Annotated in this window: 18 protein-coding genes and 1 pseudogene; 4 read left to right on the top strand and 15 right to left on the bottom strand. The window is 69.8% G+C overall.

The annotated features are described in order from the left end of the window. From ACFUPX_RS37215 to ACFUPX_RS37205, 3 genes are all read right to left on the bottom strand, one after another. On the bottom strand, positions 1 to 422 hold a 422-nt coding region (locus tag ACFUPX_RS37215), incomplete at its 3' end, for an SDR family oxidoreductase (protein ID WP_383332869.1). 116 nt (positions 423 to 538) lie between these two features. Continuing rightward, complete coding sequence (locus tag ACFUPX_RS37210; protein WP_383332867.1) at positions 539 to 2,017, bottom strand: esterase; 1,479 nt, start codon at positions 2,015 to 2,017, stop codon at positions 539 to 541. 161 nt (positions 2,018 to 2,178) lie between these two features. Then, the gene (locus tag ACFUPX_RS37205) at positions 2,179 to 3,963 is read right to left on the bottom strand and encodes a carbamoyltransferase (protein WP_383332865.1); all 1,785 of its coding nucleotides are present in this window, start codon (positions 3,961 to 3,963) and stop codon (positions 2,179 to 2,181) included. Between the two features lie 113 nt (positions 3,964 to 4,076). Between ACFUPX_RS37205 and ACFUPX_RS37200 the strand changes: the two genes are divergently transcribed. After that, positions 4,077 to 4,523 (top strand): hypothetical protein, encoded by a 447-nt coding sequence (locus ACFUPX_RS37200; RefSeq protein WP_383332863.1) that lies wholly within the window; start codon positions 4,077 to 4,079, stop codon positions 4,521 to 4,523. Between the two features lie 6 nt (positions 4,524 to 4,529). On the opposite strand, the gene ACFUPX_RS37195 is transcribed toward ACFUPX_RS37200, so the two are convergent. From ACFUPX_RS37195 to ACFUPX_RS37175, 5 genes are all read right to left on the bottom strand, one after another. Beyond that, positions 4,530 to 6,497, bottom strand: a complete 1,968-nt coding sequence (locus tag ACFUPX_RS37195; protein WP_383332861.1) for an aminotransferase class I/II-fold pyridoxal phosphate-dependent enzyme — start codon at positions 6,495 to 6,497, stop codon at positions 4,530 to 4,532. 1 nt (position 6,498) lies between these two features. Beyond that, positions 6,499 to 7,497 carry an NAD-dependent epimerase/dehydratase family protein gene (locus ACFUPX_RS37190; RefSeq protein WP_383332859.1) on the bottom strand — a complete coding sequence of 333 codons (999 nt, stop codon included), beginning with the start codon at positions 7,495 to 7,497 and terminating at the stop codon, positions 6,499 to 6,501. A gap of 14 nt (positions 7,498 to 7,511) precedes the next feature. Beyond that, a complete protein-coding gene (locus ACFUPX_RS37185; RefSeq protein ID WP_383332857.1) occupies positions 7,512 to 10,250 on the bottom strand; it encodes an alpha/beta fold hydrolase in 2,739 nt (912 codons plus the stop codon). A gap of 153 nt (positions 10,251 to 10,403) precedes the next feature. Continuing rightward, on the bottom strand, positions 10,404 to 11,567 hold the full coding sequence (locus tag ACFUPX_RS37180; protein WP_383332855.1) for an acetyl-CoA carboxylase biotin carboxylase subunit family protein: 1,164 nt from the start codon (positions 11,565 to 11,567) through the stop codon (positions 10,404 to 10,406). Positions 11,568 to 11,897: 330 nt separating this feature from the next. Next, on the bottom strand, positions 11,898 to 13,433 hold the full coding sequence (locus tag ACFUPX_RS37175; RefSeq protein WP_383332853.1) for an alpha/beta hydrolase: 1,536 nt from the start codon (positions 13,431 to 13,433) through the stop codon (positions 11,898 to 11,900). 346 nt (positions 13,434 to 13,779) lie between these two features. Between ACFUPX_RS37175 and ACFUPX_RS37170 the strand changes: the two genes are divergently transcribed. Next, positions 13,780 to 14,070 (top strand): hypothetical protein, encoded by a 291-nt coding sequence (locus ACFUPX_RS37170; protein WP_383332852.1) that lies wholly within the window; start codon positions 13,780 to 13,782, stop codon positions 14,068 to 14,070. A 511-nt stretch (positions 14,071 to 14,581) separates the two neighbouring features. Here ACFUPX_RS37170 and ACFUPX_RS37165 read toward each other — a convergent pair. The 3 genes from ACFUPX_RS37165 to ACFUPX_RS37155 form a co-directional block, all read right to left on the bottom strand. Then, positions 14,582 to 16,984, bottom strand: a complete 2,403-nt coding sequence (locus ACFUPX_RS37165) for an ATP-binding cassette domain-containing protein (protein ID WP_383332850.1) — start codon at positions 16,982 to 16,984, stop codon at positions 14,582 to 14,584. A gap of 151 nt (positions 16,985 to 17,135) precedes the next feature. After that, positions 17,136 to 17,546 carry a VOC family protein gene (locus tag ACFUPX_RS37160; protein ID WP_383332848.1) on the bottom strand — a complete coding sequence of 137 codons (411 nt, stop codon included), beginning with the start codon at positions 17,544 to 17,546 and terminating at the stop codon, positions 17,136 to 17,138. Positions 17,547 to 17,788: 242 nt separating this feature from the next. Next, positions 17,789 to 17,866 (bottom strand): 50S ribosomal protein bL37, encoded by a 78-nt coding sequence (locus ACFUPX_RS37155; RefSeq protein WP_370443954.1) that lies wholly within the window; start codon positions 17,864 to 17,866, stop codon positions 17,789 to 17,791. A gap of 260 nt (positions 17,867 to 18,126) precedes the next feature. On the opposite strand from ACFUPX_RS37155, the gene ACFUPX_RS37150 reads away from it, so the two are divergent. After that, a complete protein-coding gene (locus tag ACFUPX_RS37150; RefSeq protein ID WP_383332873.1) occupies positions 18,127 to 19,161 on the top strand; it encodes a methyltransferase in 1,035 nt (344 codons plus the stop codon). A 19-nt stretch (positions 19,162 to 19,180) separates the two neighbouring features. Here ACFUPX_RS37150 and ACFUPX_RS37145 read toward each other — a convergent pair whose 3' ends face one another. After that, positions 19,181 to 20,404 (bottom strand): phosphatidylserine/phosphatidylglycerophosphate/cardiolipin synthase family protein, encoded by a 1,224-nt coding sequence (locus ACFUPX_RS37145; protein WP_383332846.1) that lies wholly within the window; start codon positions 20,402 to 20,404, stop codon positions 19,181 to 19,183. 187 nt (positions 20,405 to 20,591) lie between these two features. On the opposite strand from ACFUPX_RS37145, the gene ACFUPX_RS37140 reads away from it, so the two are divergent. Continuing rightward, entirely contained in the window at positions 20,592 to 20,834 is a 243-nt protein-coding gene (locus ACFUPX_RS37140) for a DUF6411 family protein (protein WP_383332844.1), read from the top strand. 57 nt (positions 20,835 to 20,891) lie between these two features. Here ACFUPX_RS37140 and ACFUPX_RS37135 read toward each other — a convergent pair. From ACFUPX_RS37135 to ACFUPX_RS37125, 3 genes and pseudogenes are all read right to left on the bottom strand, one after another. Then, positions 20,892 to 21,695, bottom strand: a pseudogene (locus ACFUPX_RS37135) (alpha/beta fold hydrolase); the annotation flags it as partial. A gap of 94 nt (positions 21,696 to 21,789) precedes the next feature. Continuing rightward, a complete protein-coding gene (locus tag ACFUPX_RS37130) occupies positions 21,790 to 22,821 on the bottom strand; it encodes an alpha/beta hydrolase family esterase (protein WP_383332842.1) in 1,032 nt (343 codons plus the stop codon). Between the two features lie 218 nt (positions 22,822 to 23,039). Then, complete coding sequence (locus tag ACFUPX_RS37125; RefSeq protein WP_383332840.1) at positions 23,040 to 24,998, bottom strand: helix-turn-helix domain-containing protein; 1,959 nt, start codon at positions 24,996 to 24,998, stop codon at positions 23,040 to 23,042. Positions 24,999 to 25,023: the final 25 nt, after the last annotated feature.

Below are 25,023 nucleotides of genomic sequence, written 5' to 3'. Positions count from 1 at the left end.
CCGTTGCGCAGCGCGGCGACCGAGGCGACGGCGACCACCGAGCCGCGTGCTTCCAGGAGGTGGGGAAGCGCGGCACGCAGCAGGAGGAAGGGCCCGGTGAGGTTGGTGCGCAGCACCGCGTCCCAGTCCTCGTCGGAGAGGTCGCCGACCGCACCGCTGCGCCCGACCCCGGCGTTGAGCACCAGCCCGTCGATGCGGCCGTAGGCCTGTGTGGCCGCATCGACGAGGCCCGCGATCTCCGCGGGGTCGCCCGCGTCGGCGGGGTGGGCCAGCGCTCCGGTCTCCTCGGCGACCCGGCGCAGCGGCTCGGGGCGCCGCCCGGAAACGACGACGCTGTGCCCGGCGGCACGAAGCTGCCGGGCCGTGGCGGCGCCGATGCCGGTTCCGCCGCCCGTGACGATGACAACTCGGCTCTCTGTCATGCCTGTTCTGCCTCCGAACGCAGTCGTGAGCACATGGCCGCGATCATACGTAGGCCGCTCACGACCGCGTTCGGGTGGATGGCCTGCCGGTGGGCCCGGCGCGGGCCCACCGGTTCCTACTCGTCGATCGCCGCGCCGAACGCCGCGCCCGTGCCCGGCGCGCCCAGCGAGTCAGCCCCGTACGTCCAGGACCCCGCGGCGGTGATGCCGCCCGTCCCCGCGGACAGGACCCACACGACTCCGTCGCCCGCGTTCTCGCCGGGTGCGGCGGCCAGCAGACCGAAGCGCCCGTCGCGGTTCGGGTCCGTCAGGCGCACCTGCGCGCCCCACTTGTCGCCCTTCTCGGCCGCGCCGGGGATGTCCGCCGAGTTCTGGTCCCAGGACTTGGCGCCCACCCCCGTCAGGCCGGCGTTCGAGCCGCGCAGCACCCAGGCCGCTCCGGCGTCCGCGACCGTGCCGATGTCCTCGCCGGGTGCGCCGATCGCGACGTCCGCGTACCCGTCGCCGTTCGTGTCGGCCACGGACAGATCGGCGCCCCAGCCGTCACCGCGCTCGGCGGTGCCGGGCACGTCCACGCTGTCCTGCGTCCACCACTTGGCCTCGTCCTTGAGGCCGTCCGCGTCGCCGTAGCGGACGCCCACCAGGCCGCCGGTGAGTGTTTCGCCCCCGTCGTCGGGGGAGTTGGGCTCGCCGGTCACCAGGTCGTCGTAGCCGTCGTTGTTGATGTCGCCGGACGCGGCCACGGGACCGCCCCGCAGATCGTGCTCGTACTTGAGGCCGTCGGCGTTGCCCGAGAAGAACGCGGACCAGCCGTGCCCCGGCTCGTCGCCCACGGTCACGCCGGACACGACGAGATCCGCGAAGCCGTTGTCGTCGTAGTCACCGGTGGTGAGCGACTTCGGCTGGATGTCGCGCTCCTCGGCAGCCGCCGAGAGGCGTTCGGTCGCCTGCCGACGCAGCGGGGCCTGCCCGTCGGCCTGCGGTGCGGCGTCGTACGCGAAGAGCTCCAGGTCGTCGCGGTCCAGTACGGCGAGCACGTCGCCCGGTGTCTCGCCGGTCAGGTGCGCCGCGGCCAGACTCAGGCCGAACTGCTCGCCCTTGGTGGGCTCCTGGGTCTCCAGCCAGTCGCTGGCCGCCCCGCTGAGGCCCTGCTTCGAGCCCCACAGGATCGCGACACCACCGGCGTCGGCGGTGTCGCCGATGTCCTCGCCGGGGATGCCGACGATCGCGTCGTCGAAGCCGTCCCCGTCCAGGTCGCCGGTGGCGACGGCCTTCCCGAAGCCGTCACCCGCCTCGGCGGCTCCGGCGACGCCGGCCGTCGACTGGCTGAACCGGGCGACGGAGGTGGTGCCTATGCCTCTGGACGAGCCGTACTGGGCGGTGACGAGACCGGCGCCCTTCTGGCCGCTGACCGTTGCCCCGGGGGCTCCGACCAGCACGTCCTCATATCCGTCGCCGTTGAAGTCACTGTTGCGGTCGTTTGCGTGCGTACCCCCAGGGGTGCCGGCGACAGCGGACGGGGCTGCGGCGATGCATGCCCCGGTGAGAAGGAGGAACGAGGCCGCGGCGAGGGCGGCCGAACGGTTCTTGCGCACGAGCGGCTCCTGTGCAGGAAGGTGGCCGGGCAGGCGCGAGGGTGTCCGGAAAGGGCCCGTTCCTTGTCCGGCGCCCTGTTCGACACCGGATGGGGCACAAGGGTTGTACGCGTCCTTCGTTTCCGTGGTTCTTTCTGCCCGTGCCCGTGGTTTCCCGTGGCTCAGGCGCCCTTCTTGGTGACCACGAACCGGTCGATGACCAGGCAGTCGATCTCGGTGGCGAGAAAGCACTCCAGGGCGTCCCGCGGCGAGCAGACGATGGGCTCACCGGCCACGTTGAAGGAGGTGTTGAGGAGGCAGGGCACGTCCGTGCGCGCCGTGAAGGCACGCAACAGCGCGGTGAGCGCGGGATTCTGCCGCTCGTCGACCGTCTGGACCCGCGCCGTGCCGTCCACGTGACAGGCACCGGGGATCCGCTCCTGATACTCCTCCCGCACCGGGAAGACGAACGTCATGTACGGGGACGAGGTCTTCTTGCCCATCTCGAAGACGCGGGGCGCCTCGGATGCGATGACGACGGGCGCGAACGGGCGGAAGGGCTCCCGGTGTTTCACCCGGAGATTGATGATGTCCTTGATGTCGGGGAAGGCCGGGTTGGCCAGGATGCTGCGGTTCCCCAGCGCGCGCGGTCCGAACTCGGCGCGGCCCTGGAACCAGCCCACGACGTTCTTGCCCGCCAGCAGCTCCGCCGTCCGCTCGACGACCGAAGGCAGGTCGGGCTCCTCCTGCCATGCGACGCGGTCCGCGTACTGGTCCAGCACGTCGAGGATCTGCCGCTCGTCGTACGAGGGACCCAGGTACGGGGTGGTGACCGCGTCCGCCGGCCGGTTCCGGAGACCGGCGGTGTACACGGCGGCGCCGATGGCGACACCCGGGTCGCTGGCGCCGAAGCTGACCTCCATGTCGGCGAACGTGGAGCGCTCCAGCATCTTCGTGTTGGCCACGCAGTTGAGCGCCAGGCCGCCCTCGAAGAGCAGCGTGTCCAGGCTTGACGCGGCGCTCAGCGCCCGCAGTTGATGCGCGGTGACGGCCTCGACCAAGTGCTGGGCGAGACCGGCCACCTTGACCCGGAAGTCGAACTCCTCGCGCTTCCCGCTGTCTCCGCCGAACAGGTCGTCGAACAGCGCGTAGTAGGCGCCGATGTCGCTGGGGACGGACAGGGTGTACGAGCCGTTCTCGTGCAGCCGCACGACATGTTCGAGCAGGGGGTTGTGCTGCGGCGGAGGGCCGTAGGCGGCCAGCCCCATCACCTTGTACTCGTCGTTGTTGGGCACGAACCCCAGATAGCGGGTGATCCTTCCGTAGGTCACCCCGAGTGAGCTCGCCATGTCGACGGTGCTCTCGTCGAAGACGCGGACCACGCCGTCGCGCAGTTCGCCCGCGACGGAGGAGAGGGTCTCGGCCCTGCCGTCGCTCACCAGGAAGGCCGCGTCACCGCCGCCCGCCAGATAGGCGCCGCACATGAGATGGGCCAGGTGATGGGGGACCAGGACGAGCTTGTTGGGGTCCAGCGCATGCCCGGTGCGCTGGACGAAGTCGCCGTACACCGCCTCGCGGCTGAGCATGTCGGTGTAGAGCTCGCCCGTGCGCCGCAGGGCGTCGAACTTCGCCGCGGCCGACAGGTCGGCAGCGCCGGATATCTGCGCGATCATCTCCTCGGCCACGGTCGGCGAAAAGCGCCAGGGGAAAGCGAAGACGTCGACCTGGTCGAGTTCGACGCCGGCCGATTCCAGGCACCACGTGATCGCGTTCGCCGGAAAATCGGAGGTCTTCTTGACCCGGCTCAGCTGTTCCTCCTCGACGGCGGCGACCACCTCGCCGTCGATGGACAGGGCCGCCGCGGCGTCATGCCCCACCAGAAGATTACGGCCGACACCGGTCGCCCCGTAGAGACGCCCGAAAAGCTCCGCACCCCTGGTGAATCCGTTGTAACCGAGCACGATCACAGGCGTTCATCCTCCTCATTGGGTCAATTGCGCTACAGGAAAAGCTACTTGGCTCGCATACATTTCAGTTAGGGTGCCACCGACGTACACCGAAGGCCGAAAGGAACCGCTTCGTGGGCAGCAATTCATCCACTGACTCTCCGCTGACCAGCACGGTCGTCGCCGAAGGATTCGACCGCTGGAGCCCTCCGCTGCACAAGGAATTCGAGAACAACACCCATAACGGATGCATCAGTCAGTCGCTGATGAAAGAGACCGAATCGGTGCGTGTCTGGGAGGTTCGACTCCAGCCCGGGGAGCGTATTCCCGTTCACCGGCACGTACTTGATTACTCGTGGACCGCTCTCACCCATGGCAAGGCCCGCCAGCACGCGAGTGACGGCAGCAGCCGCGAAATAGCGTACGTTCGCGGGCAGACCCAGCATTTCAGTTTCTCCAGCGGGCAATACCACCTCCATGACCTGAAGAACATCGGTGACGACGTCCTGTCGTTCGTGGTCGTCGAGTTCAAGGAAGGGGCGAACAAACCCCTTCAGTTGGATGAGACCGTCGGCTCCTGATCCGGCTCACACGGCGGCGGACAACGCGGCGAGCAGCGCGTCGTTCGCCCGCCGGTTGCCGATGGAGATGCGGCAGGTGCCGGGGATGAGGAACCCGACGTCGGCGACCACGATCCCCGCCTGGTGCAGCTGCTCCATGACGCGCTCGTGCTTGTGGAGCCGCACCAGCAGGAAGTTGGCCTCCGAGGGGAACACCCGCTCCACCACGGGGTGTTCGGCCAGTATCCGGGCCATCCGGTCGCGCTCGGCCCGGATGTGCCGGATGCTGGCCAGCACCCGCCGCGCGTTGGTCAGCCGGTCGCGTACGGCGCTCTGCGACGCGTCGGTGAACCCGAAGGGCACCTGCACCCGCCGCAGCGCGTCGATGATGCCGGGCTGCGCCAGGGCGATCCCGCAGCGGGCACCGGCCAGCCCCCACGCCTTCGAGAGGGTTCGAAGGACGATGAGGTTGTCGTGCTCGGCGACAAGACGCGCGTACGAGGGCTTCTCGCTGAACTCGACGTACGCCTCGTCGATCACCACGAGACCCCGCGTGCCGGTGACGACCGCAAGCACCTGCGCCGGATCGAGCCTGGTCCCCACGGGATTGTTCGGATCGCACAGGATGGTCACCCGCGGATCGGCGGCCAGGATCCGCTCGGTGTCGAGCTCCGACAGGTCGTCGCCGCGCAGGGGCACCTCGACCAGAGGCAGGCGCAGCAGGCGGGCGAAGTGGGCGTAGAGCGGGAAGGTGGGCGGCGTGACGCACACGCTCTCACCGGGCGAGGCGAGGGCCGCGAGGAGCAGCATGACGCCGTCGACCGATCCGCTGGAGAACAGCAGGTGATCGGCGGTCAGCGCGCCGGTGCTCCCGTGGCCGGGCAGCTCCGAGATCGTGGACAGATACGTGTCGGCGAGCTCCACCGTGTCGAGATGGGGGTACAGGCTCGCGGTGCCCAGGAACGGATTGGTGTTGCCCGACAGGTCGACGGTGTCGAACCGCGGCTGTAGCCGTCCGCGTGCCGGACCCGGGACCGGCACGGTCGTGACGGGCTGCGCCGCGAAGCGCGACAGCCCCGGATCCCGCGGCGCTTCTTCCCGGTCCGCGAGGCCGTCGGCGCGCAGCCAGTGGTCGAGGGGGACGAACAGGTCGGCTCCGAGGGGCCGCTTGTCGCGGGCCTCCCCCGGGCCGAGATGGACCCAGTGCAGGCCGGAGCGCCGGGCGTCGAGGTAGATCCCGTACAGAGCCGTCGCGTGGAGGTCGCCGCTCGCGGCGGGATCGTCGGGGTCGATGGCCTGCGTCAGGTGGTAGAGCCCCCGGCCGTTGTGGGACCTGGCCGTGAGCGCCACTTGGACGACGCTGTCCCCTCGGCGGCGCACCAGCATCTCCGTACGGTCCGCCAACGCACCGCCCGCCAGGGCGTCGAGGGCCTCGGCACTGTACGGGTTGTGGCCGGCGCCGTGGCGCTCCGAGCGGCGCCGGTGGAGTTCCACGAAGGCGTCTCGCGCCCACGGGGCCCCGCCCAGCTCGCTCAGGCGGATCCGCTCCCAGGTGAGGTCACGGGCAGCCGAGTCATGGCTACGACGCAGAGCGCGCTGCCGCGCGCCACCCACGCGGGCACGCAGGAGTTCGTCCACGTCGCCGGTCAGGCGGACGACACATTCGGCTCCCGCGGCGACGGGAACGAAGCCCGCCGCCCGCAGCGCGCGAGCGTCGTCGGTGCGGCGCACGTGGGGCACCAGGATCTGCGGCACACCCAGTGCCTCCGCGCGGCGCAGCAGCTCGTCGACCGTGTGGGCGGTGGGCGCGGGGCTGGCCGGGGTGTAGAGGGCCGCGCCGCCGACCAGGGTGGGGCGTTCCAGCGCGGCGGGGTCGAAAGCGGTGAACACGCCATCCCTCAGACCTAGTTGGGCCGGGGAGCCCACCGGTTCGCGGGAGCCGAGGGCGGCGCTCAGGGCCTGCTGGAGCGCCTCTGTGTCTGTGGGCCTGCGCATGCTAGTGCTCCACCCCTTGCTTCATTCCTCGCTTCGTTCCTTGCTTCGTTCCTTGCTCCGTCGCCCGCTCGTCGACGTACGCGTCGATGCGGTCGCGGTACTCCTCGAACAGCTCGGCCAGGGTGCGGGCGATACCGCTCTTCCAGCCGACGGAGCAGTCGCCGATCAGCCCCCGGCGGACGTCGTGGTCGAAGATCGCCGTCTCTCGGCTGTAGTCGCTGCGGTCCAGCTCGACGGGGACTCCGGTGAGCGCGGACATGTACTCGAGGAGGTCGCTCATGCCGACCTCCTCGTCCCCGCCCCAGTTCACCACCCGGGCGGGCGTCCCCGCCGCGCCCCATAGGAGCGGTACCTGCCGGACGAGGTCGTCGGTGTGCAGGAGGTTGCAGTAGTTCTGCCCCTGGCGGGGCACCGCGCACGGCTGGCCCTTGCGCATCTGCTTGAACAGGATCATGGGTACGCCGCCGTGGCCGTACGGCCCGTAGGCGATGTTGAGCCGGGCTATCACCGTCGGCAGTCCGAGCGCTTCGGCAAGGCCCCGCGCCACGCCTTCCGCGGCGAGCTTGCCGACGGGGTACGTCGGCAGCCACGGCACCGCGCCGCCCACGGCATCGCCCTCCCGGTACCGGTGGGTGCTGTCGGCCCGGTTGTAGACCACACCGGACGAGACGTACAGGAACGCCTCGGCGCCGGAACAGTGGGTCATGAGGCGCGCGGTGCCCGCGGCGTTGATCCGCGCGGTCTCCGCGAAGTCCTTGCCGTCGCCCCGATGCACCGCCGAGTGCAGGACGTGCGTGAAGTCGCGCGGCAGCCCCTCCAGTTCGTCGGCCGCCATGTCCCAGGTGAAGGTGTGGGCGCCCATCTTCTCCAGGGACTTGCGCGCGGCCGGGTCGCCGAACCGGCCGAGACACCACACCTCGTTGTCCGGGGCGAGCGCTTCGGCGACGGGCATCGCGACCTGCCCGGTCCCGCCGGTGACGAGAATCTTCTTGCCTTGCATTCCTGTGTCCGTCCTTAACCGAGTGCGCGGGTCAGTTCGCGCCGCAGCGTCGCCTGGAAGCTCTGCACGTGCTGCGGGCTCATGAGGGTGTAGTGCTCGCCGTCGACCTCGATGTACTGGTTGGGGCCCCGGGTGAAGTCGTCCCACTGGCGCAGCTGGCCGTCCAGCCACTCCTGTTTGGTGCCCTTGAGCGGCGTGCAGTAGAAGACGCGTACGTCGTCGACCGACCCCGACGGCTCGTAGGTGCGGCCCAGGTGGACCATGCTCTGCGCCAGGTGCACCCAGGTGGTGAACCGCTCGACGGTGAGGTCCAGTTCGATCAGGCGTCGCTTCGGCGCGTGGTCGACGAGGTGGGCCAGTTGGTCGGCCTCGGGCAGCGGGCGCAGGGTGGCGGTGAGCCCTTCGACGTCGGCGGCGGCGATCAGTTCGAGGAACAGCGCCAGGTTGATCGCGCCGTCGGTGAAGGTGATCTCGTTCATGCGTCCCGAGATGCTCGGCGGCAGGTTGAAGACGCCCACGAACTTGACCTCGTCGCCCTCGGCCTCGAGCTTCTTGGCGATCTCGAAGGCGACCGCCCCGCCGTAGGAGTAACCGGCCACGGCGTACGGGCCGCTCGGCTGGGCCCGCCGCATCGCCTCCACATAGGTGCTCACCATGTCGTCGAACGACCCGAAGTGGCTCTCGCCCTGCCCGAACCCGCGGGCCCGCAGCGCGTAGAAGGGCCGCTCGCCGGTGAAGTACTTGGCGAGGTTGACGAACACCAGCACCTCCCCGAGGCCGGGGTGGACGCAGAACAGCGGCGTGCCGTCCCCGGTGACCTGGAGGGGCACCAGTGGGTCGTAGGCGGAGTCTCCGCCGTCGCTCCGTGCGGCGGTCAGGCGGGAGGCCAGGGCGCGCACGCTGGGAGCTTGCAGGAGCGTGGACATCGGGACGTCGTCGATGCCGAACTCGGTCTGTATCTCCAGCTTGAGCCGCAGCACGTCCAGCGAGGTGCCGCCCAGGTCGAAGAAGCTGGCGGTCGTCGGTACCTTCTCGCTGTTCAGTACGCGCGCGTAGACATCGGCCAGGGTGATCTCGACGTCGCCTTCCGGAGCCACATAGTCGCCGAGGAAGCGGGTGCTCACCTCCTTGGAGCGGCGTACGGCCGCGTCCAGCGTGCTGTCTTCGACGGCCGCGCGCAGCCGTGACCGCTGGATCTTGCCGAGGTTGCCGCGGGGCATCTCCGCCTCGGCGACGGGGAGGATCAGCTGGGGCCGGAAGCCCCAGTGCATCACCGTGGAGCTGCGGATCGCCACGAGGGCCCGGTAGACGGCCGTGTCGTCCGCCGGGTGGCCCGCGGGGACGAACGCGACGGCGAGCTGTTCGGAGTCGGCGCCGTCGGGCCGGATCGGGAAGGCCGCGACCTGCCCGCGCTTCACCCCGTCCAGCTCGTCCAGGACCGCTTCCAGGTCGTGGCTGTAGTAGTTGACGCCGTTGACGATGACGGAGTCCTTGGTCCGGCCGACCAGCGTCAGCCGGCCCTCGGCGTCGAGGCATCCCAGGTCGCCGGTGCGGAACCAGCCGTCGGGGGTGAACGCCTGGGCGGTGGCCTGCTCGTTGCCGAAGTACCCGTCGGTGACCATCGTGCCGCGCAGCTGCACCTCCCCGGGATCGCCCGCCGCGGGCCGCTCGGTGGAGGCGAGCACCGTGCCGTTGCCGTCGACGACGCGGATGTGCAGTCCCCGTACGGGGCGGCCGAGCGGAGGGAACTCCGTCTCCAGGTCACGGGTGGCGAACTCACGGTTGAACACGCTGCCCGCGCATGTCTCGGTCATCCCGAACGCGGGCACGATCACGTCGTCGCGCAGTCCGTACGGGGACAGCGCGTCCAGAAAGGCCCGGACGGTGCCGGTCACGGTGGCCTCGCCGCCGGAGATGATGTGCCGTACGCGGGAGAGGTCCAACTCTGCCGCTGGGACTGGGCGTTGGGCGAGCGCCTGGTTGATCTGCCCGAACAGGAAGTTGGGCGTGAAGGTCACGCGCACCCGGTGGGCGGTGAGCAGCCGGAGGAATTCCACGGGGTCCGCGAGGACCGTGGCCGGAGTGGCCATGACCTGGTCGGCGCCGTTGAACATCGGCAGCAGGTTCGCCTCGATCGCGGCTATGTGGTCGGCCGATATCCAGTTCAGCGAGGTGTCGTCCGGCCCCAGGTCCAGTGCGCCCGCCTTGCCCGCCTGCGCCGCGAGGAGGTTGGCGTGGGTGAGCCTGACGGCCTTGCTCGATCCGGTGGACCCGGAGGTGAGCATCAGGACGGCGAGGTCGTCCGGGGCGGCCGTATGGAGCTGATCGCGCTCGGCCGTGGCATGGCTCAGCTCCTCTACCGTCACGGTCCGCAAGCCGATGTCGGGCAGGTCGCCGTGGGAGTCCTTGGACGCGATCACCAAGGGGTCGCCCAGCAGTGTGCGCAGGTGTTCCAGCTGCGTACGCCACCGGGAGGGGTCGGCCGGCGGCGCGACCGGGCAGGGCACGACACCGGCCAGGACGCACCCCCAGAAGGCGCGGAAGAAATTCTCGGGATCGTGGGCGGAGATAAGCACCCGTTCGCCCGGTGAAGTTCCGTGGTCGCGCAGCCCTTGGGCAATCCGGCAGGCACACTCCCGCAAATCGGCGTACGAGAGGAACGAGGCACCGATGAAGGTGATTCCTCGCGCTGTGTCCCGAGCCGCACGTTCGAGCAGCTGCGGGAGCGTCGAGGCAGGACGTTGATCCGGCATAGGGGTGACGACCTCCGATCGGAGAAAAGCATCATGAAGGAGAATGTGGCTCGGGCAGGGCGCGGCCCGGCGTCCGAGAATGGTGCCGAGCTCGGAATTTCTCGCAGATCCAGAATTTCTCGCCGAAACCGACCGCGGATGCGGCGGCTACCGTCAGCCGCCGACCTCGTTGAAGCGCACGATTTCGTCGATCGTCTTCTGCAGCTTCAGTTCGTCGGGGTCGGAGACGATGGCCTGCCCGAAGCGGCCGTAAGGTCCGATCGCCGCATCAGGCGACGAGGGATACGTAATCTCGTCGAAGGAGAAGTGGCGCTCGAAATCCTGCTGGGTCAGTGCGCCGTTGTCCGAGCGGCGCAGGAGCAGGTATCCGTAGAAGCGGTCGGGTGTGCCGTTCTCCGGAATGCCGGTCGGCTCTTCCCCGAGTGCCAGACTGATTTCCACGTCGAAGAGGTCGACGCCGAACGTCAGCTTATTGACCTGCGGGGACAGCGCCCCCGGAAGCCGGATGGCGCACTCGCCGAACGTCAGTCCGGCTTCCCGCGCGAACGCCTCCATGTGAAAGACGCAGTCAGGCGCCTCAAGGCTCTCCAGCGCCTGCGCGGCAAGCTCCTCGGCCTGCTGGAACAGTGCCGGATGCAGCCTCCTGTCAAGGATGTGCGCGGACAGAATGCCGCCCTGCACGGCGCTGAGTGGCGCGATGTGATTGCTGCTCATGGACGACCATCGCAGCCGGCCGTTCCTCCAGATGCCGTCCATATAGACCTCGGGGGCATCGATGAAGGACTCGGCGACGATCGCGACGTCCGACCGACTCGGGAACAGCTCCAAGGCCCGCGCATACTCCTCGGGCGAACGGACGATGTTCGTGCGCAGCGAGCCGGCTCCGATCGCCGGCTTGACGACGAAAACGTCCCCGAGCTCCTCGGAAAGCTCCAGGAACGACGTGTCCTTCGATACGTAACGGCAGCGCGCCCGCTTGATGCGCGACGGCAGTCTGCTCTTCTGGAGAAACTTGTCCCGGAAATAGAGCGCGGCCTTGGAATCGGCGTTCCCGGGCAGTTTCAGCTGTTGCCGCAAATAGGCGGCCGCAAAGACGCCCATTTCATGGACCGTGAGCACTCCTGCCGCATCGGCAACACCGGCGGCGAGTACTGCTCGTAGTACTTCCTGGACGTTCTCAATATCGGCGACACGCTTGAACCGTCGCCCCTCAGGGGCGCTCGCGGGCGCCTGCACTATATAGCAGGGATCCAATCCTCGGCGCTGTAGCGCCTGATCGAGGTCGTCCCTGTATCCGATAACAATCATCGTCGGCATGCTTGTCTCCCCGTATAAAAGCTAGCCAACCAACAGGTGCATCGTGTCACACGGGATACAGGCATGTGGATATGCGCCATCAAGATCATTTGCTTGGTGAGATGTGATTTAACTCACAAGTAAAGCTTTAGTCGAATAGGCATGGAATGACGGGCGGGAATAGCTGGGGCCGGCGCACAGGCGAAGAATTCAGTCGGTACAGGAAAACAGGACCCATATGGCACCGCATATACAAGATGAGACAAGAAGGGCAGTGCCGTGCGTGTACCGGAGTGGGCGGCGGTCGCCCACCACCCACACCACATGACGGTCAGGACGTGGTTTCGACGCTCAGCCCAGGGGCCCCGGCGCCGGCAGCGAGGGCGCCGCCCGCCGTTGGCCGGGGGTCGCCTCGCACGTCACGTCGGCGGCCGGGAGCTTGCCGGTGGCCAGGTAGGAGTCGGCCGCCGAGTCGGCGCACCGGTTCGTGCCGTAGACGCCGTGCCCTTCGCCCTCGTCGACCGTCACCATGCGCGAGCCCTTCATCTCGCGGTGCAGGGCCTGCCCGGTGACCAGAGGGGTCTGCGAGTCCCACTCGTTCTGCACGATCAGCGCGGGGACCTTGTTGTTCACCTCGGTGGCGGGCTCGACGGGCTCGTCCCAGAAGGCACAGGGCATGACACCGGAGGCGAAGTCCCCGTACAGCGGATAGCGGTCCGCGTCGCGGACCGAGTCCCTGCGGTACGTCTCGGGGTCGCGCGGCCAGGAGGCGTCGCCGCACACCACGGCCGCGGAGGCCGAGATGTCGGACTCCGACGGGGGTTCGGCGGGGTCCAGGCCCTTCGCGGCGCCTCCCCCGGCGGCCTCCTTCAACTTCACGACCCGCTCGGCCGCTTCGCGGACGGTGAAGAAGTCCCGTCGCACCAGATCGCGTACGCCCGCGCCGTCGAGCGGCACCCCGTCGACGACGACGGGATCGCGGTCGGCCCTGGCGATCACGTCCCAGAAGCTCTTGCTCACCGCGGCCGGTGTGGCGCCGAGGCCGTACGTCGCGTCACGCGCCGCGGTCCACTTCGCCCACCGCTGGAACGCCCGCTCGGCTTCCGGGGCCCAGATCCGGAACATCCCGCGCCACATCCGCTTCGGGTCGACGGCACTGTCGAGGACGAAGCGGTCGGCGCGCCGCGGGAACAGCTGCGTGTAGACCGCGCCGAGGGCGGTGCCGTACGAGACTCCGTAGTACGAGACCTTCCGCTCGCCCAGGGCCGCCCGCAGGACGTCCATGTCGCGTGCCGTGTTGCGGGTGGTGATGTGCGGGAGGGTGTCCCCCGCCTTCGAACGGCACTTGTCCGCCACGGACTTGGCCCAGGCGACATTCTTCTCGAACGTCCGCAGCGGGCGCAGCAGCACGTTGTCCTCGTCGCTGAGCCCGCACCGGACGGGTGTGCTGCGGCCGACTCCCCGCGGGTCGAAGCCGATGAGGTCGTACCGCTCCTTCACCCGCTGGGGCAGTTGCCCCTCCAGCTCGAGCGGCATTTCGAGGCCGGGGCCGCCCGGACCGCCCGGGTTCGAGAGCAGCACGCCGTGACGTTTGCCGGGGGCGCTGGTCCCGAGGCGCGATATCGCCATGTCGATCCTCTTGCCGCCGGGCTTCCGGTAGTCCAGCGGAACCTTCAGGGTCGCGCACCGCAAGGCGGCGGGGACATCGGCCGCGCACCGCTTCCAGACCGGCTTCTGCCGGGTGTACGGGCGCAGGGCATCGGCTGAGGCCGAGCCGGGTTCCGACCGGGCCGAGGGGGTCGCTGTGGCCGGAGTCGCGGCGAGGGCGGGGGCCAGAGCCGCCATCGCGCTCACCGCGAGCAGCGGGACGAGCGGGCGTCTTTGCATGCGGACGATCCTTCCGATCGGCGTTACGGGACAAGAAGGATCATTTCTGGCTCAGCCGCCGAGCGACTCATCCCGCGAGCCGGAGTCTGTCCGACTCACGTGCCATACGGGAGAGTTGTGCGTCATCCGCTGGTAGGAGCCGATACGCGCAGACTCCTCAACCGGAGCAGAGGAGTTCACCTTCACACCGGATCAGCTCCCGGGCACACCTGCGGGCAGTTCATATGCGCCCAGGCGCCCGGCGGTTACCGCCTTCGGGTGTCTTGGCAGGCCCGGTGCAACCGGACGGACACCGATCCGCTTCCTCTCCGGCACAGGCATCGCCCACCGTCGTGAGGAAGCCGCCATGACTTCACCCGTCACCATCCTGCCGACCGTCGACTGGGACGCCGGGGCGGACTTCCTGCTGCCCCCGCCCGACCCGACGCAGCGTCTGGACATGGCGGCCCCGCCCGTCCTGACGCCCCGTGACCGGCACCGTCTGAGCCTGCACGCCACGCTCACCACGGCCGGAGTCCCTCCGCACCCCGACGACGCCAAGGCCATCGACGCGCTGAGCACACTCGACGGCACCATCGCCCTCGCGATCTGCCGGTGGCTCAGCACCCACGCCCACCCCGCGACCCCCCTGACGTGACACGGTGGGCGCGGCCGGTCAGCCTCTGTGGAACAGGTCCTGCGGATCCACGCGCTCCCAGCGCGAGCGCGGGGAGGGGGACGGGGCCGGCACCCGCGGCACTTCCCGCTGCTTGGCACGCCACTCACGCACCAGCGCGTCGTAGATGGGGGACGATGAAGAGACCTCCCCGCCACCGGCCCTTGTCTCGGGACGGGGCGGCCGCGGCGAAGGAACCGCATTCCCCGCATCGCTCATGCCTGGTCCAACGATCCTTTCCGCTCCCGGCAACGCAGGCATCAGGCCCGTGGCATGCGCATGCCACGGGCCCAATGGAACGTCAGACGCACACAAAATCGCCACTTACTCGTGACCACTCAACACCGAACCCCCGTCGGCAGTGCGGCTTCTGACGCCGTGACACCCCATTGAGTGACGCATTCGTGCAAGACGCCTGCGCGGAGCCTCGTCGATCCATAATCTCCGCCCCGAGGCCACCGCGAGGCTGCCGCCGGACCGCCGAGGCCCTCGCTCAGGCGCCCACGTACGCCGAGAGGTGTTCGCCGGTGAGAGTGGAGCGGTCGGCGACGAGGTCGGCCGGGGTGCCCTCGAAGACGATCTTGCCGCCGTCGTGACCGGCGCCGGGACCGAGGTCGATGATCCAGTCGGCGTGCGCCATGACCGCCTGATGGTGCTCGATCACGATGACCGACTTGCCGGACTCGACGAGCCGGTCGAGCAGGCCCAGGAGCTGCTCGACGTCGGCGAGGTGCAGGCCGGTGGTCGGTTCGTCGAGTACCAGCACGGGCTGGTCGGCGCCCTTCTCCGCCATGTGCGTGGCCAGCTTGAGCCGCTGCCGCTCGCCGCCGGACAGCGTGGTGAGCGGCTGGCCGAGGCTGATGTAGCCGAGCCCCACGTCGGCGAGCCGGTCGAGGATCCGGTGCGCGGCCGGCGTGTGCGCGTCACCGGAGCCGAAGAACCGCTCGGCTTCGGTCACCGACATCGCGAGCACCTCGCTGATGTCGCGGCCACCGAAGGTGTATTCGAGGACCGCGGGCTGGAACCGCTTGCCCTCGCAGTCCTCACAGGTGCTCTCGACACCGGCCATCATCCCCAGGTCGGTGTAGATGACACCGGCGCCGTTGCAGATGGGGCAGGCGCCCTCGGAGTTGGCGCTGAACAGCGCCGGCTTCACGTCGTTGGCCTTGGCGAACGCCTTGCGGATCGGTTCGAGCAGACCGGTGTACGTCGCGGGGTTGCTGCGCCGCGAACCCTTGATCGGCGCCTGGTCGACCGAGACCACACCCGCGGACGCGGGCACGGAGCCGTGGATCAGTGAGCTCTTGCCGGAGCCCGCGACACCGGTGACGACACACAGCACGCCCAGCGGGACGTCGACGTCGACGCCCTGCAAGTTGTGGTGGGTGGCGTCGCGGATCTCCAGGGTGCCGGTGGGCTTGCGCACCGTCTCCTTGAGCGTGGCCCGGTCGTCGATGTGGCGGCCGGTGACGGTGTCGCTGGCCCGCAGCCCGTCGACGGTGCCCTCGAAGCAGACGGAGCCGCCCCCCGTACCGGCGCCGGGACCCAGGTCGACGACGTGGTCGGCGATCGCGATGGCCTCGGGCTTGTGCTCGACGACGAGGACCGTGTTGCCCTTGTCCCGCAGCCGCAGCAGCAGGTTGTTCATCCGCTCGATGTCGTGCGGATGCAGGCCGATGGTGGGCTCGTCGAAGACGTACGTGACGTCGGTGAGCGAGGAGCCGAGGTGGCGGATCATCTTGACGCGCTGTGCCTCGCCGCCCGAAAGGGTGCCCGCGGGACGGTCCAGCGAGAGGTAGCCGAGGCCGATCTCCACGAACGAGTCGAGGGTCTGCTGCAGCGCGGTGAGCAGCGGCGCCACCGACGCGTCCTTGAGGCCGCGCACCCACTCGGCCAGGTCGCGGATCTCCATCGCGCAGGCGTCGGCGATGCTGAGCCGCTTGATCTTCGAGGACCTGGCCCCCTCGGTGAGCCGCGTGCCGTCGCACTCGGGGCAGACGGTGAAGGTGACCGCCCGCTCCACGAAGGCCCGGATGTGCGGCTGCATCGCTTCCTTGTCCTTGGACAGGAACGACTTCTGGATCTTGGGGATGAGGCCTTCGTAGGTGAGGTTGACGCCGTTGACCTTGACCTTGACCGGCTCCCCGTAGAGGAAGCTCTGCAGCTCCTTCTTGGTGTACTTGCGGATCGGCTTGTCCGGGTCGACGAAGCCGGACTGTGCGTAGACCTGCACGGTCCACTGGCTGTCCGACTTCCAGCCTGGGATGGTGAACGCGCCCTCGGCGAGCGACTTGGAGTCGTCGTAGAGCTGGGTGAGATCGATGTCGGAGACCGAACCACGGCCCTCGCAGCGCGTACACATGCCGCCGGTGCGGTTGAAGGTCGCCTTCTGCGACTTGGTCTTGTCGCCGCGCTCGACGGTGATCGCGCCACTCGCCCGGACGGATGCGGTGTTGAAGGAGTACGCGCTGGGCGGCCCGATGTGCGGCTTGCCGAGCCGGCTGAAGAGGATGCGCAGCATCGCGTTGGCGTCGGTGGCGGTGCCGACCGTGGAGCGGGGGTCGGCGCCCATCCGCTGCTGGTCGACGATGATCGCGGTCGTGAGCCCGTCGAGTACGTCGACTTCGGGCCGCGCCAGCGTCGGCATGAAGCCCTGGACGAAGGCGCTGTAGGTTTCGTTGATCATCCGCTGCGACTCCGCGGCGATCGTGCTGAAGACGAGCGAGCTCTTGCCCGAGCCGGAGACGCCGGTGAACACCGTCAGACGGCGCTTGGGGATCTCGATGCTGACGTCCTTGAGATTGTTCACACGCGCGCCGTGCACACGGATCAAGTCGTGGCTGTCGGCGGCATGGAGCGCAGGCGACTGCGTGTTCTTTCTCTTGGCGGGGCTCATGCTCTCTCCATCTGTCGGGCGGAGCCGCCTGCGCGGTCTCCGTCGGTGTCGCCCGGCTCGAGCTGATCAGCGTCGAGCAGTACGTCAGGTTCTACTTCGTCGGCGTGATCAGGGCAACGGGGGCGGGCTCCGGCGGGTCAGCCGTGGCGGGTCAGCGCAGTTCCTGGATGCGGAGCAGATTGCCCGCGGGATCGCGGACGGCGCAGTCGCGGATGCCGTAGGGCTGCCGGGTCGGCTCATGGACGATCTCGGCGCCCTCGGCCCGCAGCCGCGCGAAGGTGCCGTCGAGGTCCGCCGTGGCGAGGAGGATGCCTGCGTAGGTGCCCTTGGCCATCATTTCGACGATGGTGCGGCGCTCGGCGGCGGTGATACCGGGGCCGGCGGCCGGTGGCTGCAGGACGATGGATGTGCCGGGGTGGTCCGCGGGACCGACGGTGATCCAGCGCATCCCGTCGTACCCGACGTCGGCGCGGACCTCGAAGCCGAGGGTGTCGCGGTAAAAGGCGAGGGAGGCGTCCGGATCGTCGTGCGGGAGGAAGCTCGCGTGCAGGGTGACGTCCATGGCGCTCACGCTAGAACTGGCGAGGGCGCCGAAGCTTCTCGATTCCTGATCGGTCTGCGGTCGGCCGGTGCGTGGCGTGCCCGGGATGACGGGGTGGGCCATGCGTGGCGTGCCCGGGATGACGGGGTGGGCTGGTTCGGCTTCGCCTACCGCTGCCGGAGCTGCTCCCCTGCCTCTCGACCACGTCGACACGCCTCGGGGGCGGCACCGCATGGTGCCGCCCCCGATCGCCGCGCCCGCCGTCAGGACTGGGGGCGGCTGCCGTGGTTCGCGCCGTTCTTGCGGCGGGCCTTCTTCTTGCGACGTCGCTTCGAGGACATGGATACCTCCGTGGTTCCTGTGGTGCTTCCCGGGCTCGAGCTCGGGCGATCATGCCGCCCCTACCCAGGACGACGCACCCTCATAACGTGTCCTACGTCACTTTGGACATGGCTCAGGCAGAGATCGTCTCAACGGCGGGGACGACATCCGGACATGCCCTGTGCGGGAACATTCGTCCAAGACGGCCGCTTCCGAGATCGGCACAGTCAAGGGACTCACTTCCTCTGCCTGGGACAGCCGAAGGGAAACGACGATGACGATGACGAACGACACCGAGGGCGCCCACGAACTGGTCGCACGGCTGGTGTTCGGAAGCCTGGCCGCGCAGACCGTTCGCGCGGCCGTCCGGCTGAGGGTGATGGAGCTGATCGGCGACGAGGAGCGGTCGGCGACCGAAGTGGCCGCCGCTGCCGGAGCGCGCCCTCAGCCCATGACCAGGCTGCTGCGCGCCCTGGCAAGCCTGGGCCTGCTGCGCGAGCACACCGCGGGCTCCTTCTCGTTGACGCCCGCGGGCGCCACCCTGGACCCCGGACGGCCCGACTCGCTCACCTCACTGGTCCGGATGTTCACCGAGCCGACGATGCTGCGGGCCTGGGAGCACCTCGACGACAGCGTGCGCACCGGCGACGTCGCGTTCGACACGATCTTCGGGAAGGACTTCTTCAGCCACCTGAAGGACACCCCCGACCTGTCCGCGGAGTTCAACAAGGCCATGAGTCAGGCGTCCAGGGCAACGGCCGCGGTCCTGCCGCACGCCTTCGACTTCGGCGGCCGTGCCTCGGTGACCGACGTCGGCGGCGGTGACGGAACCTTGCTGAGCGCCGTACTGCGCGAACATCCCACCGTGACGGGCGTCCTCTACGACACCGAGGAGGGCCTGGCCCAGGCTCCGAAGACTCTGGAGAACCAGGGGCTCACGTCACGCTGCTCCCTGGTGGCGGGCGACTTCTTCCGCTCGGTGCCCGAAGGCTCCGACGTCTACCTGATCAAGAGCATCGTGCACGACTGGCCGGACGAACAGGCGGTCACGATCCTGACCCACTGCCGCGAGGTGCTGCCGCCCGCGGGCCGCGTGCTGATCGTGGAGCCGGTGCTGCCCGAGGTCGTCGACACCGAGACCGCCGGACTCACCTACCTCACCGACCTCAACATGATGGTGAACGTGGGCGGCAGGGAACGGACGAGGTCCGATTTCGAGGACCTGTGCCGCAGGGCGGGCCTTTCCCTCACCTCGGTGACCCCGCTGGTGGGGGCGGATCCGTTCTGCCTCATCGAGGTGACAGCGGCGGGGTGACGGCATCGCGGGTCAGGGGTCAGAGGAAGCGGCGGATCGGACGCACCGCCGCTTCCAGGGAGCGCTGGACGACCGAGCGTCTCTTCCAGCGGCCCTCCTGGATCAGTTCACTTGCCGTCACGTCGTCGTCGAAGTGCCCGTCCAGCGTCGCGGTGAAATCCTGGTCCAGGACGGCGAGCATGACTTCCTCGTCGTGATCGAGGGAGCGGCGGTTGAAGTTCGTCGAGCCGATCAGTGCGGCCACACCGTCGACGGTGACGACCTTGGCGTGCATCATCGTCGGCTGGTACTGGAAGATCTTCACCCCGCACGCGGTGAGTTCCTCGTAGTGGTGCTGGCCTGCCAGGTTGCTGACCCGCTTGTCGGTGTGCGGGCCCGGCAGCAGGATCTCCACCGCGACCCCGCGCCGAGCGGTGTCGCACAGCAGCTCGACGAAGTACGCGTCCGGTGAGAAGTACGCGGTGCAGAGCCGGACGCGCTCTTCCGCCGATTCGAGCATCACGCGGATCAGGGTCTGCATGTCCTGCCAGCCGAAACTGGCCGAGCCGCGCACCACCTGCACGATGGCGCCGCCGTGCGGCCGTTGCTCGACGAACCGGTCACGGTCGTCGAAGAGCTCTTCGTGGCACTCCGCCCAGTTCTGCGCGAACGCCGCGGCGAGTCCGTCCACGGCGGGCCCGCGGAGCTCGACGTGGGTGTCGCGCCACTCGTGTTCGTTGCGCGCGTCGCCGCACCACTCCTGTGCGATGCCCACACCGCCCGTGAACGCGGTCTCCTCGTCGACGACCAGGACCTTGCGGTGGCAACGGTGGTTCTGCTTGAGCGGCGAGAGGTACAGCGGCTTGCGGAACCACGCCACCTGCACCCCCGCCCGGTCCATCGCGTCGAGCTGCTCGGACTCGATCAGACGGCTGCCGAACCCGTCGAGGAGCAGCCGCACCCGCACCCCGGCGCGGGCCCGCTCCGCGAGTGCCTCGGCGAACTGGAGGGCGATGTCTCCCTTCCAGTACACGAACGTCATCATGTCCACGGTGTGCTCGGCACGGCGGATCCCGGCGAGCATGGCCGCGAATATCTCGTCACCGTTGCGCAGCGGCGTGAGCGCGTTGCCCTCGGTCGCCGCGATGCCGATCAGCCGCTCCAGGCGCCGCCGTATCCGCGTGACGCGGTCCTCGACGGAGGGATCGTCCGCCCCGTCGGGCATCCGCGACGTCAGCCCGGGCGATTCTTGCGTATCAGTCATTGGTGTCACCTGGCCGGTACGCGACGAGGAAACATCGGGCCGCGGCGCCCGGTCCGGCACGGGCTGAGCGGCGAGCCGACTGTACCGGGCGCGGCGACCGGTCCCGACCGGGCCCGGCGCATACACCTGCGCGGGCAGGGCACTCGGCAGACACACCCCGCTCACGCCTCGACCAAGGGAGCACCTCATGATCATTGTCGGCATCATCGGCGTCTGTGTCGTCCTGGCCGTCCTCGCCTTCTTTCTGCCCCGCCTCTCACGGCACCCCGAACGCGGCACTCAACGCACCCTGGGAGCGGGATCACGCGCCGGCGGCAAGGCTCCCGGCATCCTGGGCCGGATCTTCAGCAAGCCGTTCCGCAGCAGTTCCAAGGCCGTGGGGCGCAGCGGCTCGGCCGGTCGGCGCACCCGGGGCCGCATGCCCTTCTGACCAGTCCCCCAGGCCGACCAGCCGGTCCGCCGCCGTCTTCGCCCGCGGGCCCAGCAGGATCGTGTAGTGGTTCGCCCCCTCCACCAACTCGGCCCGCAGGCCGGGAGATCGACCCACCCAGTGCTCCACCAGCTCCCGCGGGAGGAGCGGCGGCGCCTGCCCGAGCACGCCGAGCGGGGCGTGCAGCAGCAGGGCCGGCACCGTCAGACGGGTCAGATCCGCGCCCAGGGACTCGGCGGCCTCCAGCAACTCCCGGCCGTCCTGGCGCACCGCCTCCGCACGGACCTTCGAGCGGCGGGCAGTTGGCGGCCCGGTGAGGTCGTGGCGGACGTACGCCTCGATGTCCTGGCTCCAGTCCGCACCGAGCGCCGGGTGGGCGCGGAAGAAGTCGACGTACGCCTCGTCATCGGTGAACGTCTGCGACAGCCGGGCGATGGCCGGGCCCAGCGTGCTGTCGAGGACGTCGTCCAGGTCCACGTCCGCCGGCACGGGCAGCGGCAGCCCGCCGTCGATGAGCAGCAGCCGGTCGAAGAGTTCGGGGCGGCGCACGGCTGCCCGCAGCGCCACGTAGGCGCCCATCGACTGTCCGGTCAGCGCCACCGGCCCACCGCCGCCGAACTCCTCGGCGGCCCTGCACACGTCCGCCGCATGCCTCTCGATGCCGTACGGCCCCGGTGTGTCCGCGCTGTCGCCGCGTCCGCGCAGGTCCACCGCGTACAGGGACCAGTCGGCGGGCAGGTGCCGGGCCACCGCCCGGTAGGACATGCCGCTCGCGGTGATGCCGTGGGCGGCGACGGCCACGCGGGGGCCGCTGCCGAAGCGCAGCACCTTGAGGGTGCCGCCCTCGACGGGCAGCTCCATCGTGAGGGGTTCGGCGGTGGTCGGCTCTGTCATATCGGCTCCTGGTCGTGCTCTCGGCGATCCGGTCGGCTGCTCGGTGATCCGGTCGGTGTTCCTACTTGTTCAGGCCCCAGGACCGGCTGATCCGGTACGCGGCGCAGATGTTCTCGTCGGGGAGGGAATCCGCGGCCACTCCGCACTGCGCCTCGCCGGTGCCGGGGTCGACGGGCTGGCCGTGGCCCATGCCGGTGATGGAGTAGCTCTCGACCACATCCTGGCCGGTCCTGTCGCGGTAGACCTTGTGCGGATACCCCTGGACCTGGTCGCTGACCTCCGGGGTGGTGTCCGTGCCGTGGACGTCGGTCCACTGCTCGACCACCTCGGTCATGTTCATGGGCGCCACCGCGGTGTCCTCGGTCCCGTGCCACACCGACACGGTCGGCCACCGGCCGCCGTGACCGGGGTGGGCTGCGCGGACCTTGTCGCCCCACTGCCGTGGGGTGAGGTCCTTGCCCGGGGTCGCGCAGCCCACGGCCTCGATGATGTTGCGGGCGCAGCCGTAGGGAGCGCCCGCGACCATGGCCGCGCCCGCGAACACGTCCGGGTAGGTGGCCGCCATCACCGCGGTCATCGCGCTGCCCGCGGACAGCCCGGTGACGTAGACGCGGGACGGGTCGCTTCCCTGGTCCTTCGTGATCCGGTCGACCATCTGCTTGATCGAGCGGGCTTCGCCCCGGCCGCGGGTGGTGTCGCCGGGCTCGAACCAGTTGAAGCAGGAGAGTGCGTTGTTGGCGGCCTTCTGCTCGGGCAGCAGCAGTGCGAAGCCGTACTTGTCGGCCATCTCGGTCCAGCCGGGCTCGTCGTCGAAGTCCCCGGCTGTCTTCCCGCAGCCGTGCAGGGCCACGACCAGGGGGCGGCCGGCGGGCAGGCCGTCGGGGACATGGCGGAACATCCGCAGGTTCCCCGGGTTCGGGCCGAAGTCGGTGACCTCCCGCGTGCCGGAGGCCGCGTGCGCCGGAGCGGGCGCGAGCCCCGGGGAGAGGGCGCTCAGCGCCAGCAGCAGCGCGACCGTGAGGAGACGCGGGACCGTCACTGGACGGGGCAGGGGGTCGCGGGAGCGGTGACTTGGTGCGGGGAGCCGGTGCATGGTGCCTCCTTGCAGATGCCGCCGTGGCACACGAGATCGGCGGTGCCGTACGGCGGTGGGGCGGGGCTCACCCTCGCGTTGCCGCGGGGTTACAGGGACGCTAGGGCCCAGCTGTGACCGGCGGATATGGCGATGTGCTCCACCACGCGTCCGCTTGCGGCGTAGGGGTGTTCCATTGCCGTACGGCCGAGGAGCGAGTGCCCGCCCACGACGCCTGCCTAGGGGGCGCCGAGTACCGCGTACACCTTGAGCGCCAGATGGACCTGAAGGATCTGGTCCGCGTGCCGCCACTGCGGGCCGAGCAGTGCGGTGATCCGTTCCACCCGCTGGTACAAGGTGTTGATGTGGATGTACAGGGCGGCGGCGGTGCGCGTGAAGTTCGCGTCGTTGGCGAAGTACGTCATGAGCGTGTGGGCCAGTTCGCCGCCGCGTCGCGCGTCGTGGTCGAGGACGGGGCCGATCGTGCGGCCGACGAAACGGTGCAGTTCGTCGCGGCCCGTCTGGTGGAACAGCAGCCCGTAGATACCCAGTTCGTCGGAGGTCGCGCCCTCTCCCTCCCGGTCGAGCGCGAGCAGGACGTCCAGGCAGCGTGAGGCGTCGCGGTGGGCCTCGATGACGCTCCGGGCACCGCCACCGGCCGCGGCGGCGCCCACGGTGACCGGCACGCCGACGGAGTGGGTCAACTGCTCGGCCAGCGTACGGGCGACGTCGGCGGGAGCGCTGTCGGCCGGGACGAGGACGACGACGTCGCCGCGGTACTCCCCCGCGAGGCCGCCCGCGCGTGCGGCGTACGAGGCCGCCGCGTCCGCGGCCTGACGGCGGTGCGGTCCGCCGCAGCGGGCGGCGAGCACGGTGTGCGGACGGCTCAGCGTGATGCCCATCAAGGTGGCGCGGCGGCGCAGGCCTTCGGTGTCGCGGTGCGGATTGCCGAGGAGGTCTTCGAGCAGTTCGCCGTGGAGCCGGTGCTCGGCCTCGGCGACGGCGCGTTCGCTGAGGAACATCAACGCGGTCACCAGGGCGGCGCTCTCCAGGGCGTGGATGTCGGCGGCTTCCGGCTCGTCACGCACGAGCAGCAGTACGCCCATCGCCTCGCCGCCCGCGACGATGGGGGTGGCACAGGCGGCCGGCCCGCCGTCGCCGGCGGGGACCCAGCGGGTGCGGCGCGCTTCGGCGGACGGCACGCCCGCCTCCCGCGCGGCCTGGGCGGCCGGGCTGTCCTCGGGCAGGGCTCCGGCCGCGCGTGCCTGGTCGACGAGGGGGTCGGGGCCCGCTGCGGCCAGTGTGCTTCGCCGGGCGTCCAGGACGAGGATGCTGCCGCCGAGGACGTCCGCGAGCGTCGCGGCGACGACGGGCAGGCCCGCGCCGTCGAGCACGATGCCGATGAGCCGCTCGTGCAGGGCGGCGGCCCGTTCGATGGATGCGCTGTGCGCCTGGATGACGGTGTTGGCCCGGGTGAGCTCGTCGACGGCGCGGCGTACGTCCTGGAAGAGGGTGGCGTTCTCGATGGCGATGGCGGCGTGGTTGGCCAGCGAGACCAGCAGTGCCACCTCGTGGTCGGCGAAGGGCCTGCTGCGGCGGTTGGCGGCGAAGAGCACGCCGATGACCTGCTCGCCCCGGACCAGGGGAACGCCCTGGACCGAGATCAGCCCTTCGGCGCGTACGACGTCGTCGCGCACGTGCTCGAACCGGGTGTCCTCGAAGTAGTCGGCCGTGTGGTACGGAACGGCGTGCTTGGCGACGAGCCCGCCGAGCCCCGAACCCAGCGGCAGGCTGTTGTGTTTGAAGGCGTCGGTGCGGATGCCGTCGGTGACCCGCATATAGGTGTCGCCGCGCCGGTCGTTGTTGAGCATCAGATAGGCGACGTCCGTGCCGAGCAGGGCGCGGGCCCGGTGGACGATGGCCCGCAGCACCGCCTCCAGATCGCGCAGCGAGGACAGATCGCCTGCCGTCTCGTAGAGCGCGGCCAGCTCCGTCTCGTGCCGGCTCTGCTCCTCCAGGCGGGCGCGCACCTGCAGCGCGTCGTCGACGAGCGGGGCCAGCCACGACCGGTCGGCCGGGGCACAGTGGTCGAGCAGGGCCGCGTACCGGTCGGGTCCCGCATCCGCGCGGAGCAGGCGCAGCAACTCTCCGGCGGGGCCCGCGCCGCCGTTCCCGGGGTGTGGGGGGATCTGCTGCACGGGCTTGTCTCCCTACGCCTCACCT

Source organism: Streptomyces sp. NPDC057302 (assembly GCF_042667685.1).
In the GTDB taxonomy this organism is placed as follows: Bacteria; Actinomycetota; Actinomycetes; order Streptomycetales; family Streptomycetaceae; genus Streptomyces.
Note: the sequence above shows the minus strand (reverse complement) of the source record. Positions and strands in the feature narration are given on the sequence as shown.

Excerpts from the sequence above, each read along its gene's own strand:
- ACFUPX_RS37190 (WP_383332859.1), bottom strand. The coding sequence starts at position 7,497 with ATGCAAGGCAAGAAGATTCTCGTCACCGGCGGGACCGGGCAGGTCGCG.
- ACFUPX_RS37130 (WP_383332842.1), bottom strand. The coding sequence starts at position 22,821 with ATGCACCGGCTCCCCGCACCAAGTCACCGCTCCCGCGACCCCCTGCCC.
- ACFUPX_RS37175 (WP_383332853.1), bottom strand. The coding sequence starts at position 13,433 with ATGCAAAGACGCCCGCTCGTCCCGCTGCTCGCGGTGAGCGCGATGGCG.
- ACFUPX_RS37150 (WP_383332873.1), top strand. The coding sequence starts at position 18,127 with ATGACGAACGACACCGAGGGCGCCCACGAACTGGTCGCACGGCTGGTG.
- ACFUPX_RS37180 (WP_383332855.1), bottom strand. The coding sequence starts at position 11,567 with ATGCCGACGATGATTGTTATCGGATACAGGGACGACCTCGATCAGGCG.
- ACFUPX_RS37140 (WP_383332844.1), top strand. The coding sequence starts at position 20,592 with ATGATCATTGTCGGCATCATCGGCGTCTGTGTCGTCCTGGCCGTCCTC.
- ACFUPX_RS37185 (WP_383332857.1), bottom strand. The coding sequence starts at position 10,250 with ATGCCGGATCAACGTCCTGCCTCGACGCTCCCGCAGCTGCTCGAACGT.
- ACFUPX_RS37165 (WP_383332850.1), bottom strand. The coding sequence starts at position 16,984 with ATGAGCCCCGCCAAGAGAAAGAACACGCAGTCGCCTGCGCTCCATGCC.
- ACFUPX_RS37145 (WP_383332846.1), bottom strand. The coding sequence starts at position 20,404 with ATGACTGATACGCAAGAATCGCCCGGGCTGACGTCGCGGATGCCCGAC.
- ACFUPX_RS37195 (WP_383332861.1), bottom strand. The coding sequence starts at position 6,497 with ATGCGCAGGCCCACAGACACAGAGGCGCTCCAGCAGGCCCTGAGCGCC.
- ACFUPX_RS37160 (WP_383332848.1), bottom strand. The coding sequence starts at position 17,546 with ATGGACGTCACCCTGCACGCGAGCTTCCTCCCGCACGACGATCCGGAC.
- ACFUPX_RS37170 (WP_383332852.1), top strand. The coding sequence starts at position 13,780 with ATGACTTCACCCGTCACCATCCTGCCGACCGTCGACTGGGACGCCGGG.
- ACFUPX_RS37155 (WP_370443954.1), bottom strand. The coding sequence starts at position 17,866 with ATGTCCTCGAAGCGACGTCGCAAGAAGAAGGCCCGCCGCAAGAACGGC.